This window comes from Sporosarcina thermotolerans (assembly GCF_030067815.1).
Classification (GTDB): Bacteria; Bacillota; Bacilli; order Bacillales_A; family Planococcaceae; genus Sporosarcina; species Sporosarcina thermotolerans.
Map to the genome: position 1 here is coordinate 291900 of NZ_CP125968.1, position 18315 is coordinate 310214.

Sequence of the window (18315 nt, forward strand, 5' to 3'; positions counted from 1 at the left end):
TCACTTATTCTCTTTCCTTGATTGTTGTACTTCATCTTGTAAATGTTTCCAAATGTCGACAAATTGCTCCGCGAGTACCGGGTCTTTTCGAATATCCTCTATCGTCCTTGGTCGTGGTGTATCTATCTTGACTTGCTGTATGATCTTGCCGGGCTGCGCACTCATAAGGAGGATTCGATCGGCTAACAATAATGCTTCATCGATACTATGTGTAATGAAAACAACCGTTTTTTTCGTTTCCGACCAAATGGAGAGCAGTTCTTCCTGCAAGATGAATTTATTCTGTTCATCAAGTGCCGCAAACGGTTCATCCATCAGCAGAATTTCTGGATCATTTGCGAACGCGCGGGCAATGCTAACTCGCTGTTTCATTCCACCGGATAATTCCTTTGGATAAAGATGAGCGAATCGGTCAAGCCCTGTCTTTTTTAAATAATAGTTCGTTCTTTCTTGCACGACATCCTTCGGCATTTTCCGCATTTTCAACCCAAATGCAACATTTTCCTTGACCGTCAACCAAGGAATGACGCCCCTCTCCTGGAAAACCATCGATTGGAGAGGACGCCCTTCCTGCTCCCTGCGGATTTCAAATTCTCCGATACTTGGCTGTTCGAGCCCTGCCAATATTCGGAGTAAAGTCGTTTTCCCGCAACCACTCGGTCCGACGATGCAAACAAATTCCCCCTCCTCGATTGTGAGAGAAATATCGTCGAGGGCTGTTACACTCGATTGTTTTTTGTAAAATGCTTTTGTTAGATTCCTAATTTCGATTTTCGCTTTCTTACCCATCCAATCACCTCCAAGGTAACAACTTTTTCTGTAGACCGCGAAGCATCAAGGAGAAGAGATAGCCGAAAAATGAAATAAGGATGAGACCGACATACATTTGCTCGAGCAGAAATGCCTTGTATGACGTCCAGATCAAATACCCAATCCCTGAAGTTGCCCCCATCATTTCCGCAGCAACAATAGTCAGCAACGCAATCGCCTGCCCCATCTGAATCCCTTCCAACATGACGGGCATTGCTCCCGGTAGTGCAATCTTAAAAAAGAACTGCGTTCTACTGGCACCATAATTATCAGCAACGTCCAAATAAATTCGATCAATATTCAAGACACCTGCCGCCGTATTGATGACGACTGGGAAAAATACACTTCCTGCGATTGTTACAACTTTCGACAAATCACCAATTCCAAAAAGGATGATGATAATCGGTAGCAATGCAAGCGTCGGAATTGGCATAAGTGCCATGACAAGCGGCTGCACAAAATGTCGAATCGGTGAATAAAGCCCCATAAGCAAACCGATAACGACCCGGGGATGACACCCGCTAGAAACCCAGCAAAAATCCGATACAGCGAAACTCCAATATGGTCTGCCATTACGCCGCTTGCTATCATTTTGGCAAAAGTGCGTAAAATGGCGGATGGTGGCGGGAAAAATCGAATATCCATTATTCCTGTCCGCGAAAGCAATTCCCATAACAGTAAAATGAAGATTGGCGAAGCAATCGTCAATAGCTGCTTATACCGTTCCTTCGATTGCCTTTGCCTCCATTCCCGCTGTTCAATTTCAAAAGGATCGCGTTTACTAGTCACCTGCTCTTTTTTCAATGGTCACCACCTCTTTATTTTAATAATATGTGATTGCCTATGGGCTGGCTTGGGCAAAACAGATCGATTTTTGTTGAATGGGCGAGGTTTGAGAAGTGTGGAGGTGGTGATTGAGAAGTTTATTGGTTGAAAGGAGAACTTATTTGATGGGAAGGAGAACTCTTGCGGTTGTTTGGAGAACTAATTTATCGGGAATGAGAACTTTCATCGTGTTTTGGAGAACTTGCTTGCCGAGAATGAGAACTCCCAACGGGTTTTGGAGAACTTGCTACAAAAAAAGCATCCTACCGCGTTTTTCCAACGGGGGGATGCCGCGCCATGCGAGGTATTCGCAACTATTTATGTTTATCACCGACTTGGGGGACTTTATCACCGACTCTTTGCCTGTTATCACCGACTCCCAGCGCTTTATCACCGACTCGGCAATTTCCAATTCCATTAAGCTCATTTAAGCGAAAAAATGCCCATAAAATTGAAAAAGAGAAGCCCCGCTCGGAGGCTTCCCTTCTTAATCGAACAATCCAAATTCCTTCGCTTCCCGAGTTAACTCATCCCTAAACTTCGGATGGGCAATCCCAATTAATGCCTTCGCCCGCTCTGAAATCGACTTGCCATGCAATCGTGCGATGCCATACTCCGTAACGATATTGTCGACATAGTTTTTCGAAGTCGTCACGATGGATCCTTCACCTAAATGCAGTTTGATTCGTGAAATGGTATCGTTTTTCACCGTTGAGTGCATGCAAACATACCCTTTACCATATTTCGACAAACGGACACCTCTTGCGAAATCGGCTTGTCCGCCACTTGATGAATAATACCTTCCGGCAACCGTTTCGGAGGCGCATTGGCCGTATAAATCGACTTCGGTTGTCGCATTGATTGACACCATATGATCCTCTTTTGCAATCTCATATGCACTATTAACAAGGCGCACCGGTAAAAATTCCACCGATGGATTATTATTGATAAAGTCATACAGCTTCTGGGAGCCGAAAGCGAATGACGCTACAATCTTCCCTTTATGTGTCATTTTTCTCATGCCATCGACAGCACCGGCTTCAACAAGATCTACAATTCCATCCGTCAACATTTCCGTATGGATACCTAAATGCTTTCGGTCTTTCAGCATTTTCATAACCGCATTCGGAATAGCGCCAATACCAATTTGCAGCGTATCTCCATCTTGTATGTCCGCTGCAATATACTCAGCGATTTTCCGATCCTTGTCGGTAATGACAGGGGACTTTTCTTCCGTCAGCGGTTCATCATTTTCAACAAACCCTGCAATTTGGCTAATATGGATTTGATGCTTACCGAAAGCCCGGGGCATATGCTTATTCACTTCAAGAACAAATGGAACCTCACCGATGAAGTCAGCCGTATAATCCGCATTTGTGCCGAGTGAAAAATAGCCATGTTCATCCATTGGCGACGCTACTGCTATCACCATAGGATTTTTGGTCGTCTTCCTTAAGAGATAGTACATTTCCTGAAACACATTCGGGATCAATTCCACATGGCCTTCCCAAAACGCCTTCCGTGTTGCCGCACTTAAAAAGTAGGAAGTATGTGAAAGATGCCCTTTCATCTTCCCGTTAATATAATCACGTTCGCGTAAAGCCAATAATTGATGGACTGTGACATTTTCCAATTGCCTATGATGCTCCTCCAGGATGTCAAGGAGTCGATGGGGTTCGCCATTTGAGAGTGGGATGATAATATCAGCATCTTTATTAATTAACCTTATGAAATCTTCGGGTTGTAAAAGCTTTGTCATTTGCCATACTCCTCCTGCTGTGCTTTATTCTACTATTAGTATATTGTAGACTGAGCGCTCACTCAACTTGTCGAATTATGTGAGAATACATATAATATAGACATGACAAAATTATCGGCTGAACAAATCAACCAATTGAATAACTATAGTGTTTACGTAAACCAACCTCTTCATCCCCTATTTACCCTGCATGACTTATTGGATAACGAAAAACAGCGGAATGTATTAAATCGGTGCAAATCGTAAGCGGCAGTCCAAACATGACCGTTGCAGCATCTTTTTTCATGCGACGGGTTGGGATGTTTGTTAATATGCAGCTGTATAACTTGGCGGTTTATGATGAAATGTGGGATGGCGACGAAACGAAGATGTATTTTGGGGCAATTGAAGAGTACGGAAATAAAACGGTAAGTACATTTGTTGCTGAAGACGATTGGATATCCGTGGATGAAAACGAACACACGGACGCTATTAAAAACATTTTAGTATGGGCAAATAAAATGATCCGCCAAATCAGGACAGTTACATCCATCTCCCCCCTGACATTATGGGAGAACATTTTCGGATTTTTATTATGGCAGTATCATGTCATGCTTGAAAATCCCGCCACAAACGATGTAGCGCGTGCGGATTTGAATTGCTTAAAGGATGACATGACGTGGGCAGGTATTTCAACAACATCTTTATTCGCTAAATACTTAAATGGGCGCGAGCCGTCCGAAATACTAAACACAACAGTCCGAACGACTTGCTGCTTTTCCAAGGATGTGCCTGGGTTGATGCAATGCGGGTTTTGTCCGCTTAAAAATTAATCAGCCCGATATGCCAAGTAAGATTGTTTCACTGAGTAAAGGATGCCGATTGCTGCTCCTGAGTAAAAGAAACCCATAAAAATCCCGGCCGCCAAATTTCCGCGGTGACTAACAAATATGGATAAAAGCAAGGCAGCTATCGTTGCAACCGTTGACAACCAGCTCGACCTTACCCCAAATAGCCATTTTGCGGCCAACACAATTAATAAAACAACTGGCACTGCCCAAAATGCATCCCATATATTGGTGTGTACGATTGGATATTCAGCAAACATGGAAATCAACCCTTTTTATTAAGAAGGATTTCCGATAGAAGTTAAATTATACAATGGTTAGGAGGAATTAAAAGTGAATTGTCAAGAACATCATGTTGCGGGTAGTGTCATTGATAATGAGACACGTTGCACACATTATCATTCCATACTTGATATTATTGCAATCAAGTTTTATTGCTGTAATACATATTTTCCTTGTTTCCAGTGCCATGAGGAAGCAGGTTGTGGAAGTCCGGAAGTGTGGCCGGCAGAAAAGTTTGATGAAAAAGCAATACTTTGCGGATGTTGTGGGAATGAATTAACGGTGAATGAATACCAAAACTGTAACTCAGTATGTCCATACTGCACGGCCAAGTTCAATCCCGGATGCAGCTTGCATAAACGATTGTACTTTGAAGATCATTAATAATAAATTTCAGCTTATACATAAAAAACACCAATGACCATCGCATGTTTGGTCATTGGCATCTTTTCTATTAGTCCAGATATGTTTCCTGCAAAAATGTTACTAATTGATTGATAATTTATCTACTATCGTCATAACATTCTCCTAATATTTAACGTATATTATCTATGTTGATGGATAAGAATGGGATTACCATCTGGATCTTCAAGTGTGAAACTTGCAGGGCCTTCGCTTGTTTCGTCTGCTTCAGACAGTATATTTATCCCTTTCGCTTTAAGCTGTTTTTGCAAGTCCCGAATATCAGTAAATGAATCAAGATTTTTAGCATTTTCGTCCCATCCCGGGTTAAAGGTCAATATATTCTTCTCAAACATCCCCTGAAAGAGTCCAATTATGCAATTATTATTCTTCATAATAAGCCAATTTTGTTTAATTTCACCCCCGAAGATTTGAAACCCTAAGCTTTCGTAAAACAACTTTGATTTGTTAATGTCTTTTACACTTAAACTTATAGAAAATGCTCCCAGTTCCATAGTTCTCCCTCCAATAATTTGATATTCTTAAAATCAAGTATACACAATACTTTAAAACATTGGTGCGAATATCCATACTTTTCAAATAAAAAAGCCCCCAATTATGGAGGCTTTCAATGGTTTAATTCAGACATCCTTCGTTGCAGCATGTTTAATCTTCCTTCGCTGATCGTAAATATTGCTCACAATCACCTTACCAACTGCATATACAGGCACACCAACGATAATTCCCACAAATCCAGCGATATTTCCTGCTGCCAGAATGATAGTGATGACGGTTAGCGGGTGGATGTCGAGGGATTTGCCCATGACGTTTGGTGTAATGAGGTTGCTGTCGATTTGTTGGGCGACCAGGGTGACGATTGCTACAAGTATGACGAGTTTAGGTTCTTGTAGGTATGCGATGATGACTGCCGGTGCGACAGCAATCCATGGCCCGATAAATGGCACTAAGTTCATAAACAATGCAAAGAGCGCCAAGAGTAGCGAATATTTCAGACCTATTAACAAGTACCCAATTAAGATGAGTGATGCAAGTATGGCGCTGATCAAGAACTGCCCTTGGATGTAAGAGCGCAATACATTGTCAATGTCGCTTAATGTCTTTTTGACCCACTCGCGACGTTCGCCGCTGAAGAGGTTGTAAATTTTCGGTGCAAATTTTTCGTGATCCTTCAGCATGAAGATGAAGAAGAACGGGACTAAGATGAGAAGGAACATCGCTTGGAAGAAGGATTGCAAGAATTGGACGACCCATTTCCCGAATTTCACTGCAATCGACTGCGCCGAATTCGCGGCACTGTCTATAGAGTTCTGAATTTGTTCCGGCAAGTCTTCTTTTTGTTCCAACAACCTATCCTTCACTATGTTAAATTTCTTCTCCAAGGTTGGAGCGTCTTCAACAAGGTTATTCACCTGATTTGTAATGGGTGGTCCAATGATGGCAATGAAAATCCACAGCACGACTGCGAGCCCTGCAAAGATGGTCAAAATACTTGCCCACCGCGGAAATTTCCGGTTTTCCATGAAGCGCTGTATCGGTTCTGTCATATAGTAAAGCACGCCGCCCAGTAATAGAGGCAAGATGATTGCTTTAATAATGATGACAACCGGGGCGAATATAAAGCTGATTTCCATGAAGTATTTAATGATCAAGATGGATAACAAAATCCCGACGCCCATCTGGAACCATAATTTCTTCGTCAATTTCTCACTTCCCTTACTGTATATGGTAATTAAAGTTAAGTATACGGTTTAATACGCTCCGTGTCGAAAGGAAGTTTCAATTTTAATGAAAAAAGGAGCAGCAGGTAGATGCCTGCGCTCCTTGACCATTTGCAATTAATGATTATTGATGAATCCGAAGGACTATGCCATTTCCTGCTGGATCTTTTGTGATAAATGTTTCATCCTCTTTATCCACTTTTCCACCAAGAGCCTCAATGTTCTTAATCGCTTCTCCCAACGTGTTTTGTTCAGGATAAACAAGTGTATATGCCTTAAGCCCAGCGCTGTCCTCGGACGGACTTGGCGCACCTGCCCCGTTCCATGTGTTAAGTCCGATATGATGATGGTATTTACCAGTCGACATAAACAAAGCTTGTGGATAAGGTGTGACCACTTCGAACCCTAACGCTTCATAGAATGCTTGCGTCTCAGGTAGGTTCGCAACATGTAGGTGGACATGCCCATTACCGTTCCTTCAGGTAGGCCATCCCATTCTTCATTTCCACTTTCCGCAACAATCGCTTGAGCGTCAAGGGGATCTGTGCTCATTGCGACGAAATCATTATGCCATTCCCATTCTTCCGGTTTGCGGTCACGATAAATTTCAATGCCGTTTCCGTCTGGATCTGATAAATATAATGCTTCACTCACTAAGTGATCTGACGCTCCAAGCTGTATTTGGTTCCTTGAAAAATGTTTAATCGCCTTTCCAAGATCCGCACGTGTTGGTAATAAAAGTGCGAGGTGATAAAGCCCTGTGCGACGTGGTTCCTTCGGCTTTATGTTTTCAGGCTGTTCTAATACAATCAGTGGCTGTTTGCCGTCTGCTGTTAAAGACACTCGATTTGTTTCCTTCGACAAGACCTTAAATCCAATGATTTCTGTATAGAAAGCTGTCAGTTTTTCCAAATCAGTCACTTTCAAATAAACTTCTCCGGTATACGTATGTGGTGGTTGATGAAATGTCATATTTTATTCCTCCCAGTAAGTTACTTACTTTATGTAACTAACTTTATATGTTATGATAAGTATTGTCAACATAAAACGTTTTTAAAAGAAAGGAATTTATTTATGAATGAATTCGAGCTTTGTCCACGCTTTGAAAAGGCCGTTTCCACATTGAGCCAGCGATGGACCGCATTAATATTATACCAACTCATGTCCGGCCCACAGCGCTTCTGCACGATGACCGAGAAATTAGGTGTAAGCGGAAAAACGTTGACAGAACGGCTGAAGGATCTGGAGCAGCGCGGGTTTGTTGTGCGTAATGTCTATCCGGAAACGCCGGTGCGTATTGAATATTCATTGACAAAAAAGGGAATGTCTTTGACTCCGATTATGAAGGAAATCGAAAATTGGTCGCAGGAATGGATTGAACCTGATTATAGTTCTTCGAATAAGTAAAGCCGATTGCGAATTGAGCAATCGGCTTTTCATTTATGAATTTTAACTATTGTTCCTAACAGCACCAACGAGGATAGTTCGAGCACATCATTGTTATGCATTCGGATGCATCCGTGGGACACACTTTTCCCTATAGATGAAGGATTATTTGTTCCATGAATTCCGTAATGCGGTCTGGATAGCCCCATCCAAAATGCACCGAACGGCCCACCAGGATTCAGTTGTTTATTGATAATCTTATATGTCCCCGCAGGCGTCGCCGTTAACATCTTCCCAACCGCTATCGGATATTTTTTTAGTAGTCGCTTGCCGTCATACAGTTTCAATTCACGTGTTCCAAGAGAGATGTCAATCCAGCGCATCGTTCCCCTCCTTCTTGAAAAAGGATTGTTTTTATAGGATATGTGGAAGGGTTTTGATGGGCTGGGCTGGTTTTGAAGCGACCAATCGCTTGCCTTTTCAGCTCTTTTCATCAAAACAAGATAATTTGTTGAATATTTCAATCTATTCGTGTAAGGTATATTGGTAGAATAGTATCAAATGCGAAAACTATTCAACGATTCGACAAAAACCACATTTTTCGAAGGGATACATGGCATGAACTGGACTTTTTTAAAACAGCAATTATTACTGTCGCACCGTAGTAAAAAGAACGTTCCATTTATTATTTTCATCGGTATTGCGCTGCTCACCTATTGTTTTTTATTTTTGCCGAACGAGAAAACGAAAGAAACATTCGATGTCGGAGAAGTTAAAAGTAATTTATCTACACTTGATGCAGAACAGCAGTACCGGCTCGCAAACGGTCATACCGGGATTGTTATAAGATTTGGAACGCCGGTGTTTTCGATGAACGCCTATTCGCAAGGGTTATTTTCAGCAATGCTTTCGGCATATGAAGACGGGAACGCAACAAGATGGTTACATTACCGGCGTATTATCTTGAGAGCGACCGTCATTATACATAGCCGACCAAAATATGTTCAAAGAATTACGTATTCCAGGGAAGGACCGTCAACATCTTTACAATCAAACGTTGCTCCGGTATAAAAATTACTTGTCAAAGACCATCCGATAACGTTCGACTTGATTTACGAGAAGACGGGATTGCAAGCTTTGCAAAAGTTTTTCCGACAGTATGGCATGTTTTTTGTGCTGTTCTGCGCCATTTATTTTAGCAGCGACTTATTATCCCGCGACCGACAAAATCGGACAGTCTTGCAAGGGTTGCCGTTGTCGTGGTATCGACAGTTGAATTTGAAGACGGCTTCATCTTTTCTCTATACGATTGTTGTGCTCACTATCGTTCTAGTGATTGGCATCATTTTGCTCACTTTGCAATATGGATTTGGCTATTTCGATTTGCATGTACCTACGATTCTCATCCAAAATGATGCATATCCTCGCGAAGAATATGGCGTCATGACCATCGCTGCTTATTTAGGGAAAATAGCATTAGTCATTCCGATACTGGTTTTTCTGTTCATCCGTTTGAATGTCATTTTCAGCTTGTTCTTTAAAAATGAATGGCTTGTTCTTCTCATAAGCAGCTTAGTTGTTTTCAGAAAAGCTTTTCATGACGAGAACGACGAGAGAGTTGTTCGGATTGGATATTAGTTTATTCCCCCAGACATACTTTGACTTTGGAAAGACCGTGACAGGGGATAAGAATTTCTTATTGAACATAGATACTATTACAGTTGCGAAGGGTTTTGCTGTATTACTCACAACGGTTATAGTCATCGAAGGGATTGTTTTCATCATGTCCCGCATCATTAACAAATGTCGCTTTTACCAAAATGGTTAAAAGGACGGGAAGGATAGACGTATGCTCTGGAAGTATTTTCGATTTGAGTTGAAGCTTTTAATTCGCAATAAATTTAACTGGCTTCTCGGCTTGGCATTCATATTGTTTTTCCCGCTCTATTTCCCTCATTACGCGGATAGTGATATGGAAAGTATACAGTCGATTAAAAACGCAGAATCAGGTCATTACATATCAATCTTTAATGTTTTTCCTGAAGAATTGCGTGAAACAACCAAAGGGGAGGAAATCTACAACAACCTAATAGAACAGGCCTCTTTAATTAATAAACAACGCTATTCCCTTTGGAAGCGAGACAATTTTGACGTATATATTGAGAGCGGTTTAAAACTGAATGAATTACGACTCCGTCTATATGAACTCGATAACGAGGGGGTGCATCCCGACTATATTGTGCCAAAAGAGGAAATCCAAAAAGAGGATGCACTACTCCACTACTATAAAAAGCACAAATTGCCTGTCGAGCCAGATCTAATTACGGCGAGTCATTATATGCCTGCCTCTCTTGAATATGTGAATGGCTTAATGTTTATGTTATTTGTTTTATTCATCGGAAGCACAATGCTCACACACGATCACCAAAAACGCACTGTAATGAGCATTTTCCCTATTTCTTTCGTACAAAAAGCAATCGTGAAAACCGGGATTCATCTTGGTCAAATCATGGTTTTTTTAGTTTTTAGGAGTTGCGTTAGGAGGAGTAGCAGCCTCCAGGGAAGCTGCATGGGGTAATTTCAACTCCCCGATGCTTTTATACCAACAAGGGGGGGTTATCGCCATCTCCACGACACGCTACATTCTATACATGCTCATTGCGATGGCTTTGTTCGCCAGTTTGCTTTTGCTTGCATTCATTCTAGTGAATACTTTGACTAAAAACTTGTATGCCAGTGTATTGATGATCGTTCTAATTTTCCTGATTCCTACAGTCCTGAATTTTACCGGATTACACATAGGCCTGTTGCAGCCACTTTCCATCATAGATATCGGACCCATCCTAAATGGAGATGCCGCGTCATTATACGGAAATGATGCGTTAGATTATAAGTTGGCGGCATTTTGGCTGCTCGTTATGAATGCGGGCATACTGGGGGCACTTTTCGTTGGCAATAAAGTAAAGTACAGGCAAAGAAATGCGACTCCTGCATTTGAAGCTGGAAAAGGTGGGGAATGATAAATGCTTAAATTGATGAATGTATCAATCGCCTATAAAGACAAAGTTGTACTTGAGAATCTGAACTTCAGTGCAAATAAAGGCGAAATCATCGGTGTCGCAGCCCCTAACGGCACAGGGAAGACGACGATGTTCAATATCATTGCAAACTTTGTAAAACCGGATTCAGGGAAGGTCATTTTTGATGATCAGTACGAATATCGGAATGAGAAAGAAGAGTTGCTCATCCATAAGCAGCTCGTTATATTTCCCGAACAGAAAGATTTATTCGAGGAGCTATCCGGCGTTGATCACTTAAAACTATACGCGGATATATGGAACGGTTCTTCGAAAAAAGTTCCTGAAATTATTGAGCGGCTGCAGATGGGGCATTACGTGAAGAGAAAGGTGAAGACCTATTCATTAGGGATGCGCCAACGTCTTTGCTTTGCGATGATGATGGCGGCCGATACACCGATCATGCTGATGGATGAAGTGATGAATGGATTGGATATTTCGAACGTTGCGCTCATATCAGATTGTTTGATTGACATGAAAAACAGAACAAGCTCATATTTGTTGCTTCACATTTATTAGAGAATCTCGACTTATATGCGGACCGTGTCATCTTTCTCAAAAACGGCGGCATCGTCCATGAACAAGTATTTGCCGGCGAACTGGAAGCTTACTTGAAAGTGGAAATCAGCCCCTCCAACTATGGGGCACTTGCCAGTTCGGTGAAGTTACCTGCTGGACATTTATATATCGCGGATTACCTACTGTGCATCCCGCTCACAGGCATGGATCGAGTTGAACAAACGGCGTGGTTTGACCGCATGCTTGATTGGAACGAGAAAACAATAAATGTAGGACCATTGGGGACGGTGGAGCATTATGAAAAGTATTATTCGATTAACAAATAACGTGTGCGGCAATTCACGATGGCGGTTGATCGTAACAGTAGGCTTGACGGTTGGGATCTTAGCTGGCTGCAATGAGTTTCCAGAAGTAGCTTCAGAAATAGTTGCACCATATGAAAAGAATTACGAAATTGTTGGCCTCGAGAAGGACGCTTTATTAGACTCCAATAATCACGCCATTTACAGGACCGTTAATAGGGAGAATAAAGGAGTTGAACCTGTAACCATTCCCGTCGTTCCGATAGAGGGCAAAGAGGTTTCGCTGAAGACAGGGCGGTATATCATTACGGGTTATCCGGCCGGCAATATTTTTATTTATGATGAAAACAGGAATCTGCTCTTGACTGAGCTTGTCGGAAGTTATGCCGGGTCAGCAGTTTGACCGTCGATATTGACGCTTCCTATACAGTTAGAGCTGACGGGGGATATGATTCCGTGCAGATAACCCCGATTTCAACTTCTCTTTCAACTGATTTATCGGCTGGATTGTGGAATGTCGGACAAGATATCGAGTCTGGTGATTACGATATCACAATCGAGCACGGATATGCGTATTTGCATGTGTTTGAGGAAGGCAAGGAGCCGATTGTGTATGAACTGATCGGCGGCACGGTTGGAAAGACAGACGGGCATGTGAAGTTGAAGGAGGGGCAGATGCCGGGTGACGAAGACATCGATGCTCAAGTTTACGCCAAGAGGTTCTTGACGACAATCACAATTTAACCAAAAATGATATCGACAAAGAGACGCTCAGAATCCTGGGCGTTCTTTTAGTTATTGCTTATTTTCATGCCGTCAATTTATGTTGATGTTTCCTCACTTAATGAATAGTCATAACCATTTTATATCCAAATTTCCAATCCTTATTTAATCGTCGTTAAAAATCCTTCAATTTGCTCCGCTGTTTTCAAGTAGTGAACGGTCTTCCCTTCATTCGCATATCGCTCCATCCGTTCATGCATCTTCACTTTCCGTCCCTTATAGGTTGTCACGATGAATTTGATGAACGCCCAATCAATTTTCTCTGGACAGCCTTCCGCCAAATCTTCACGTGTTTTCCCGTGATACTGAATACGCCTTTTCATGACGCGATACAAACAAACGCGCAGTGGTAGCTCGATGTAGATGACCGTATCGGCATGAGGTTCTCGGATGTCGATTGTAGATGTATAGTTGCCTTCTATTATCCATCGGTCCCTTTCGACAATTTTCTGCTGGGCTGATGAAAATTCTTCCGCCGGTGCTTCCACCCATCCTGGCCGCCAATAAAGTCGATCCAGATGGGTGACTTCGATTCCCGATATTTCGCCAAGTCTTCGTGCAAATGTCGATTTCCCTGCACCCGCAGAAACACCAATCACCATAACTCTTTTCACTCCATTCCACCTCGCAATTCAGAAATCCACGGATGGCCGGGGACATGAATTTCAAGTGCATGACAAAGCCATTTCTTGTCTTGGACTTTCAAAGAATCCTTAACAACCTTAAAATCCGCATAATCTTTTTCCCGGGTATTCTTGGCTTTGTATAAAAGAACGATTATCGGATTTAGGAATGGAATCCCTGCGTTGGAAATCAAAAACGTCGAAGAGGCTGGATACGTTATTTGAGGCTCTCTTCTAAACACCCATTTACCTTCTTCAAATTCATTAAACAGTACTTCCAAGGCATCTCCACTGTTGAGATTTTTTCCGTGTAATTCGTGTATCGGCAACTCCAAAGTTTCGTGCCCCCAGTTAGTCAACTCACCACTTACTACTTTGTCGAATTTCCAACCTGTTAGATGATTTCTCATACTATGTTGATCCTCACGTGATATGGCAATCTCAATATCTGAATGCTTCCGTGATTGATTCTCAATGAAAAGATCAATTGCCCAACCTCCGGCAATTCCCCATGGTTTTTTATACTCCTCCATCCAATCCGCCACTTTTCGACAAATCTCCACATTCATTCCCCCTTAACACGAAAAAAGGAGTGACCGCGTCACTCCCTAAAGTCTATCTTATCATTTTATCTGAATGTTAATACCATTTCAAACAGATTATAGCTTCCCAATATAATTGAGTCGATCCAAGTCTTGTGAGTCATATGATCCGTCTAATATTGCCTGGACATCCTTTAATGTATCTTGTAGGTTAACTGATTCACCTTTTTGGCCGGTGTAATCTTCCGCCACGTAAAACGGTTGTGTCAAATAGGCCTCTAAACGTTCACCGCGTTTAAAGGTTTGCTGTTCGGATGCAGGCAGATTTTCTTCACCACGTACATAAACAAGCGATCGCAATTCACGATATCGGCGTAGCAACTTTTGCGCCCTTTGTTGTATAAAGAAATGATTTTGATCCATATGTGCGCCTTCTAATACCGAAGAAGTCGAGGATACAGGATTTACAGCAGGAAAACGGTGCCGCGCTGATAAGTCTGCATCAAACTGCCAAAGTGTTTCAAGCGGCCCGTATGGCATCTCCTCATCCATCACTTCCCCAGTCAAATCCAAGAGGAATGTCGTCACCGATTCCATTCCAATTTGCTGTAACCGTCCTTGTAGTTCATAAATTCCCCCAGTGACAACATGGCTTTTATTTGCCGCGAATACTATTTCCTTTTCCGTTCCAAGTGCAGCAATTTTCTCGTACGCCTCATCGATAGATTGAGTCGTGATATCTACATTCCCTAATACATCTTGCAATTCCGGAAAATCTCCCTCTGGCATTAACAAGATTGTAGTATACCCTTCAGACTTCAAACGGAAAAACAATTCACTTAATACTACAAGCTGCCCCATATTTTTCCGCGCGACCAATCCGACCGTGCCCCCTTTTGCCAACGGTGCAAATAAATCCAACGTTTTAATTTTCGTTTCGATCATTTCAATTTTCTCCCCCCGGATTATCAATTCATCCAAACTGCATTCTGCCAAATCCGCCAACGCAACTAGTGTCCGCACTTCTGATTTACCAACTGAAATTTTCCCTGTACACAAATTCGAAACCGTCGCAGGCCGCAGACCTACTGCTTTAGCCGCACTTGTCAAATTGGGTACTCTTCTTCTTAATAAAGCTACATTTAGTCTAAGATTGTCTCTTTCCATTTTCACACCCCCTTACTTTTGATAGTAATTTATATTACTCGTAAACGCAAGAAAAAGTTACTCTTAAGCGTAATTTATTTTTCGACACTGTAAACTCTCTGATTTATCCCTAATAAATTTAATAGTTAATCCGGATAACTTTTAAGAAGTAGGGCATCTTAACTTTGATTCAAATTCACGTGAGAAAGGTGGCGTTTTTATGAAGAAAATGGCGGTAGCGGCATTAGGCATTGGAGCAGCATTTCTGATGCGAAATAAAAATGCCCGAGAAAAGCTGATGAAACAGTTTGAATCGCTCGCAGGACCATTCACCTCAAAAAATGGATCATCTTGATTCATAAAAGTCAACGGACTCACGGAAAACTCGGCATCCATTATGGGTGCCGTTTTTTTATGGAGAAAAGAATGGGCTTTAGGCGGAAAGAATGGACCCTTACGCAAAAGAATGGACCTTGGAACGGAAAGAATGGGCCCTTACGCAAAAGAATGGACCTTGGAACGGAAAGAATGGGCCCTTATGCAAAAGAATGAGCCTTGGAGCGGAAAGAATCAGCCCTTACGCAAAAGAATGGACCTTGGAACGGAAAGAATGAGCCCTTACGCAAAAGAATGGGCCTTTCTAAAATAGACGCCTATCGCTTAAGTAGCTTAGAGTCCTCCAAATCGGGAAAGTATTTTTTAAATAGAATAATAGGAGGTTTCGATGATGAAGAAGAAAATGGCTTTGGCTGCTCTTGGTTTGGGTGCTGCATATTTGATGAGAAACAAGGATGCTCGGGATAAATTGTCGAAGCAATTCGAGACATTTGGATCCACTCCGTTAAGAAGGGATACAGGTTCCCCTTCCGAATAGCCAAGAGATGTCAATTCCGTAATCTTGTACAATGCTGAGTCAATTTTATTTTGCGTACCGACGTATCTCTTTTCCATTTGTCAAAACACTCCCTTTTTCACCTATTTTCCTTACTTTACCCTTTCTTTAATCAGAAAACACATATGTTTAGCTTCTTTTATAACGTGAATAGTATAGGAAACTATGAAAAAAGGAAGTGCTTTCTGTTGAATAAAAAAAAGCCTTTAACTTTAGAGAACCGGAAAGATGCCGAAGGACGTTTCATGGACAACCCTGAAAATTTACGTACTGAAAAGGAAAGCATCTATGATATGCACGAGGACATGCAAACGGTCGACCCGATTCCATTGGAGGATTTGAAAATGGAGGAACGTGAAGAGCAACACCATCATGAAACGAAAAGCAATTCGTCCAGCGAAGAAAAGTACAAATAAAAAGCAATGCCTCACCGAGTGTGAGGCATTGCTTTTAACATCATCGCTCCCTGTCGATATTCCCGGGAAAAGTCGAAAAAAAGCGGATTTTACACCGTAGTTTTTGCCGCATTTCGTTTGGCCATGTTAATACCAAAAGTAATTAATAAGAGAATAAGAGCAACAGTTAGACCTATACTCATCCAAAAGCCCGACTGATTTGAAACGGATGAGAACATCATTGAGGCATACATTCCGACCTTCCACGGAGAAACAGTCCAAAAGGCGCCAATAACACTATCAATCACTTGTAAAACTAACAACACCAATATGGACAATCCTGCTGTCGCTCCCGTTGACAACCATGCGCTTAGTGAAAGAACGACCGTTACTGCGAGAATGATCCACAAGCTATATGTCACTAAGAATGCAAAAACATCCCCCGCCGCCACTGGGTTGAAAAGGATATTAATGTAATACCATGCCGCAAGGAATCCTAACCATACGCTACCTAAAACGATTCCATTGATGACAATCCATTTGCTTAAAAAGTAGCTCACAAAAGACATTGGACGCACATATAAAAGCGTTGCTGTTCCGCTTTTACGTTCACTTGAAATAGAACCCATGAACGCAAGGATGATGATTAAGATTCCAATTAACTGGTATTGACCCATCAATGAAATGAAAATATCCTCCCCCCGAAGTTGCGGCCATGTGAACTCCGTACCTTCCGGCAAATTCCCGACACTTTTCATGATCTCGGGTAGAAAGTGATTCGTGATTGGCTCAAGGATTCCGAAGATGATAAATACGATTGGAATCCAATACAGTTTAAAATTACGTGCGTTCTCACGCCATTCCTTACGTATTAAAACGCCTAATCCTTTCATTCCTCCATCACCACTTTCATGAAGATTTCTTCCAAGCTTGCAGTCTGCAATTCCAATTTACGGATTAAGAAGTTTTCAGAGTTAAGCAATGCAAGAACTTCCGAAATACCGACCTTTTCTTTTGTAGCATCGATAACCAATAGTCTTCTTTCCTTATTGAACGCCCATGAAGAAACTGCGCCGAATCTATCGGCTTCATCATTTGACTCGAACTCAATGAGAATACGAGGATTTGCGTATTTTTCTCTGACGGAATCCAAAGATCCGTTCTCCACAAGAGCGCCTTTTCTTAAAAACAATAGCTGATTTGTCATTTCCTCAGCATCATTCAAAATATGAGTGGAATATAGGATTGTCGTCTCCTGTTGCAATTCCTTCAATAAATTCATCACTTGCCTGCGACCCATCGGATCAAGTGCTGATACGGGTTCATCCAATAAAAGCAATTCCGGTTTATGGACAATTGCCTGCGCCAAACCAAGGCGCTGCTTCATACCCCCGGAAAATGTCCCCGTCCTCTTTTTCATCGCGTCTCCAAGACCGACAAATTCCAGTGTTTTTTTGGCTTCATCCAGTGATTTCCTCGTATCGACGCCGCTCAATCGCGCCGCCATCTCCGTGAACTCAAGTGCCGTCAGCCACGGAAGAATTTTGGATACTGTGGAAGAAAACCGATGGATGCCCGGATATCTGCCTTCGGTTTATTTTGAAATAAAATTTCTCCTTCAGTTGGCGTGACCAGACCTGCAAGCATCGACAATGTCGTCGTCTTCCCTGCCCCATTCGGGCCGATCAAAGCCGTTACTGTCCCCTTTTCAAGCTCGAAAGAAATTGAATCAGCAACTTTATGACTCCCGTACGATTTTGTTAAGGTTTTCACTTGGAGCAACTGTGTCATTCTTGCCGCCTCCCAATGATGAAGTAAAGAATCGAACCTAAAAGATTTCCTAGCAAGATGATGAAAATCCACATGATGAATGGCCCATTCGTCTGCTTACGCCGGATGACATCGATAAGCGCAACCGCCATAAGGATAAGTTGAAGTACAAGAATCGGTAATATAAGATTCCAAGGTATATTTGCTAACTCCGCCATACAAGTCACTACCCTTTC

Annotated in this window: 27 protein-coding genes and 3 pseudogenes; 15 read left to right on the forward strand and 15 right to left on the reverse strand. The window is 42.1% G+C overall.

Going from position 1 to position 18315, the window contains the following annotated elements:
* The 3 genes and pseudogenes from QNH10_RS01630 to QNH10_RS01640 all read right to left on the reverse strand — a co-directional run bounded on the left by QNH10_RS01630 (nt 1) and on the right by QNH10_RS01640 (nt 3394).
* Complete coding sequence (locus tag QNH10_RS01630; RefSeq protein ID WP_283733281.1) at nt 1-789, reverse strand: ABC transporter ATP-binding protein; 789 nt, start codon at nt 787-789, stop codon at nt 1-3.
* A 4-nt stretch (nt 790-793) separates the two neighbouring features.
* Nucleotides 794-1599, reverse strand: a pseudogene (locus QNH10_RS01635) (ABC transporter permease).
* A 523-nt stretch (nt 1600-2122) separates the two neighbouring features.
* Complete coding sequence (locus QNH10_RS01640) at nt 2123-3394, reverse strand: acetyl-CoA hydrolase/transferase family protein (RefSeq protein ID WP_283733282.1); 1272 nt, start codon at nt 3392-3394, stop codon at nt 2123-2125.
* A gap of 233 nt (nt 3395-3627) precedes the next feature.
* Between QNH10_RS01640 and QNH10_RS01645 the strand changes: the two genes are divergently transcribed.
* Nucleotides 3628-4206 (forward strand): hypothetical protein, encoded by a 579-nt coding sequence (locus QNH10_RS01645; protein ID WP_283733283.1) that lies wholly within the window; start codon nt 3628-3630, stop codon nt 4204-4206.
* On the opposite strand, the gene QNH10_RS01650 is transcribed toward QNH10_RS01645, so the two are convergent.
* Nucleotides 4203-4481 carry a hypothetical protein gene (locus QNH10_RS01650; protein WP_283733284.1) on the reverse strand — a complete coding sequence of 93 codons (279 nt, stop codon included), beginning with the start codon at nt 4479-4481 and terminating at the stop codon, nt 4203-4205. The two genes, QNH10_RS01645 and QNH10_RS01650, sit on opposite strands and share 4 nt — an antisense overlap.
* Before the next feature lie 73 nt (nt 4482-4554).
* On the opposite strand from QNH10_RS01650, the gene QNH10_RS01655 reads away from it, so the two are divergent.
* The gene (locus QNH10_RS01655) at nt 4555-4887 is read left to right on the forward strand and encodes a CHY zinc finger protein (RefSeq protein ID WP_283733285.1); all 333 of its coding nucleotides are present in this window, start codon (nt 4555-4557) and stop codon (nt 4885-4887) included.
* A 161-nt stretch (nt 4888-5048) separates the two neighbouring features.
* Here the strand turns inward: QNH10_RS01655 and QNH10_RS01660 are convergent, their stop codons facing one another.
* The 3 genes and pseudogenes from QNH10_RS01660 to QNH10_RS01670 all read right to left on the reverse strand — a co-directional run bounded on the left by QNH10_RS01660 (nt 5049) and on the right by QNH10_RS01670 (nt 7616).
* Nucleotides 5049-5420, reverse strand: a complete 372-nt coding sequence (locus QNH10_RS01660) for a VOC family protein (RefSeq protein WP_283733286.1) — start codon at nt 5418-5420, stop codon at nt 5049-5051.
* A gap of 126 nt (nt 5421-5546) precedes the next feature.
* Nucleotides 5547-6626 (reverse strand): AI-2E family transporter, encoded by a 1080-nt coding sequence (locus QNH10_RS01665; protein ID WP_283733287.1) that lies wholly within the window; start codon nt 6624-6626, stop codon nt 5547-5549.
* Nucleotides 6627-6768: 142 nt separating this feature from the next.
* Nucleotides 6769-7616: pseudogene (locus QNH10_RS01670) on the reverse strand (VOC family protein).
* A 102-nt stretch (nt 7617-7718) separates the two neighbouring features.
* Here QNH10_RS01670 and QNH10_RS01675 point away from each other — a divergent pair.
* Nucleotides 7719-8051, forward strand: coding sequence for a winged helix-turn-helix transcriptional regulator (locus QNH10_RS01675; RefSeq protein ID WP_283733288.1), 333 nt, complete (start codon nt 7719-7721; stop codon nt 8049-8051).
* A 29-nt stretch (nt 8052-8080) separates the two neighbouring features.
* Here QNH10_RS01675 and QNH10_RS01680 read toward each other — a convergent pair whose 3' ends face one another.
* The gene (locus QNH10_RS01680) at nt 8081-8413 is read right to left on the reverse strand and encodes a L,D-transpeptidase (protein ID WP_283733289.1); all 333 of its coding nucleotides are present in this window, start codon (nt 8411-8413) and stop codon (nt 8081-8083) included.
* 235 nt (nt 8414-8648) lie between these two features.
* On the opposite strand from QNH10_RS01680, the gene QNH10_RS01685 reads away from it, so the two are divergent.
* From QNH10_RS01685 to QNH10_RS01725, 9 genes are all read left to right on the forward strand, one after another.
* Nucleotides 8649-9101: a hypothetical protein gene (locus tag QNH10_RS01685; RefSeq protein ID WP_283733290.1), complete on the forward strand. Its 453-nt coding sequence runs from the start codon at nt 8649-8651 to the stop codon at nt 9099-9101.
* A gap of 57 nt (nt 9102-9158) precedes the next feature.
* The gene (locus QNH10_RS01690) at nt 9159-9668 is read left to right on the forward strand and encodes a hypothetical protein (protein ID WP_283733291.1); all 510 of its coding nucleotides are present in this window, start codon (nt 9159-9161) and stop codon (nt 9666-9668) included.
* Nucleotides 9658-9858 carry a hypothetical protein gene (locus QNH10_RS01695; protein ID WP_283733292.1) on the forward strand — a complete coding sequence of 67 codons (201 nt, stop codon included), beginning with the start codon at nt 9658-9660 and terminating at the stop codon, nt 9856-9858. The genes QNH10_RS01690 and QNH10_RS01695 overlap by 11 nt, the downstream gene beginning before the upstream one ends.
* A 21-nt stretch (nt 9859-9879) precedes the next feature.
* Nucleotides 9880-10608, forward strand: a complete 729-nt coding sequence (locus tag QNH10_RS01700; protein ID WP_283733293.1) for a hypothetical protein — start codon at nt 9880-9882, stop codon at nt 10606-10608.
* Nucleotides 10609-10621: 13 nt separating this feature from the next.
* Nucleotides 10622-11050 carry a hypothetical protein gene (locus QNH10_RS01705; protein ID WP_283733294.1) on the forward strand — a complete coding sequence of 143 codons (429 nt, stop codon included), beginning with the start codon at nt 10622-10624 and terminating at the stop codon, nt 11048-11050.
* Between the two features lie 3 nt (nt 11051-11053).
* Nucleotides 11054-11626, forward strand: coding sequence for an ATP-binding cassette domain-containing protein (locus QNH10_RS01710; protein ID WP_283733295.1), 573 nt, complete (start codon nt 11054-11056; stop codon nt 11624-11626).
* 92 nt (nt 11627-11718) lie between these two features.
* A complete protein-coding gene (locus tag QNH10_RS01715; RefSeq protein ID WP_283733296.1) occupies nt 11719-11952 on the forward strand; it encodes a hypothetical protein in 234 nt (77 codons plus the stop codon).
* Nucleotides 11924-12331, forward strand: coding sequence for a hypothetical protein (locus QNH10_RS01720; protein ID WP_283733297.1), 408 nt, complete (start codon nt 11924-11926; stop codon nt 12329-12331). Before QNH10_RS01715 ends, QNH10_RS01720 begins: the two co-directional genes overlap by 29 nt.
* Nucleotides 12328-12672 carry a hypothetical protein gene (locus QNH10_RS01725; RefSeq protein WP_283733298.1) on the forward strand — a complete coding sequence of 115 codons (345 nt, stop codon included), beginning with the start codon at nt 12328-12330 and terminating at the stop codon, nt 12670-12672. The genes QNH10_RS01720 and QNH10_RS01725 overlap by 4 nt, the downstream gene beginning before the upstream one ends.
* A gap of 140 nt (nt 12673-12812) precedes the next feature.
* Here QNH10_RS01725 and QNH10_RS01730 read toward each other — a convergent pair whose 3' ends face one another.
* From QNH10_RS01730 to QNH10_RS01740, 3 genes are all read right to left on the reverse strand, one after another.
* Nucleotides 12813-13325, reverse strand: coding sequence for a P-loop NTPase family protein (locus tag QNH10_RS01730; RefSeq protein ID WP_283733299.1), 513 nt, complete (start codon nt 13323-13325; stop codon nt 12813-12815).
* A complete protein-coding gene (locus QNH10_RS01735) occupies nt 13322-13903 on the reverse strand; it encodes a nucleotidyltransferase domain-containing protein (protein ID WP_283733300.1) in 582 nt (193 codons plus the stop codon). The genes QNH10_RS01730 and QNH10_RS01735 overlap by 4 nt, the downstream gene beginning before the upstream one ends.
* Nucleotides 13904-13993: 90 nt before the next feature.
* Complete coding sequence (locus QNH10_RS01740) at nt 13994-15043, reverse strand: ATP synthase beta subunit C-terminal domain-containing protein (RefSeq protein WP_283733301.1); 1050 nt, start codon at nt 15041-15043, stop codon at nt 13994-13996.
* 199 nt (nt 15044-15242) lie between these two features.
* Here QNH10_RS01740 and QNH10_RS01745 point away from each other — a divergent pair, with 199 nt between their 5' ends.
* The 3 genes from QNH10_RS01745 (at nt 15243) to QNH10_RS01755 (ending at nt 16330) form a co-directional block, all read left to right on the forward strand.
* Nucleotides 15243-15377 (forward strand): hypothetical protein, encoded by a 135-nt coding sequence (locus QNH10_RS01745; protein WP_283733302.1) that lies wholly within the window; start codon nt 15243-15245, stop codon nt 15375-15377.
* Nucleotides 15378-15746: 369 nt separating this feature from the next.
* Nucleotides 15747-15896 (forward strand): hypothetical protein, encoded by a 150-nt coding sequence (locus tag QNH10_RS01750; RefSeq protein WP_283733303.1) that lies wholly within the window; start codon nt 15747-15749, stop codon nt 15894-15896.
* A gap of 206 nt (nt 15897-16102) precedes the next feature.
* Nucleotides 16103-16330, forward strand: a complete 228-nt coding sequence (locus QNH10_RS01755; protein WP_283733304.1) for a hypothetical protein — start codon at nt 16103-16105, stop codon at nt 16328-16330.
* 89 nt (nt 16331-16419) lie between these two features.
* Here QNH10_RS01755 and QNH10_RS01760 read toward each other — a convergent pair whose 3' ends face one another.
* The 4 genes and pseudogenes from QNH10_RS01760 to QNH10_RS01770 form a co-directional block, all read right to left on the reverse strand.
* Nucleotides 16420-17202 carry an ABC transporter permease subunit gene (locus tag QNH10_RS01760; protein ID WP_283733305.1) on the reverse strand — a complete coding sequence of 261 codons (783 nt, stop codon included), beginning with the start codon at nt 17200-17202 and terminating at the stop codon, nt 16420-16422.
* Nucleotides 17199-17696, reverse strand: a complete 498-nt coding sequence (locus tag QNH10_RS01765; RefSeq protein ID WP_430541106.1) for an ATP-binding protein DrrA1-3 family domain-containing protein — start codon at nt 17694-17696, stop codon at nt 17199-17201. Before QNH10_RS01765 ends, QNH10_RS01760 begins: the two co-directional genes overlap by 4 nt.
* Nucleotides 17685-18100: pseudogene (locus QNH10_RS20975) on the reverse strand (ATP-binding cassette domain-containing protein); the annotation flags it as partial. The pseudogene QNH10_RS20975 and the gene QNH10_RS01765, both read right to left, overlap by 12 nt.
* On the reverse strand, nt 18097-18297 hold the full coding sequence (locus QNH10_RS01770; RefSeq protein ID WP_283733306.1) for a PLD nuclease N-terminal domain-containing protein: 201 nt from the start codon (nt 18295-18297) through the stop codon (nt 18097-18099). The pseudogene QNH10_RS20975 and the gene QNH10_RS01770, both read right to left, overlap by 4 nt.
* Nucleotides 18298-18315 lie beyond the last annotated feature (18 nt).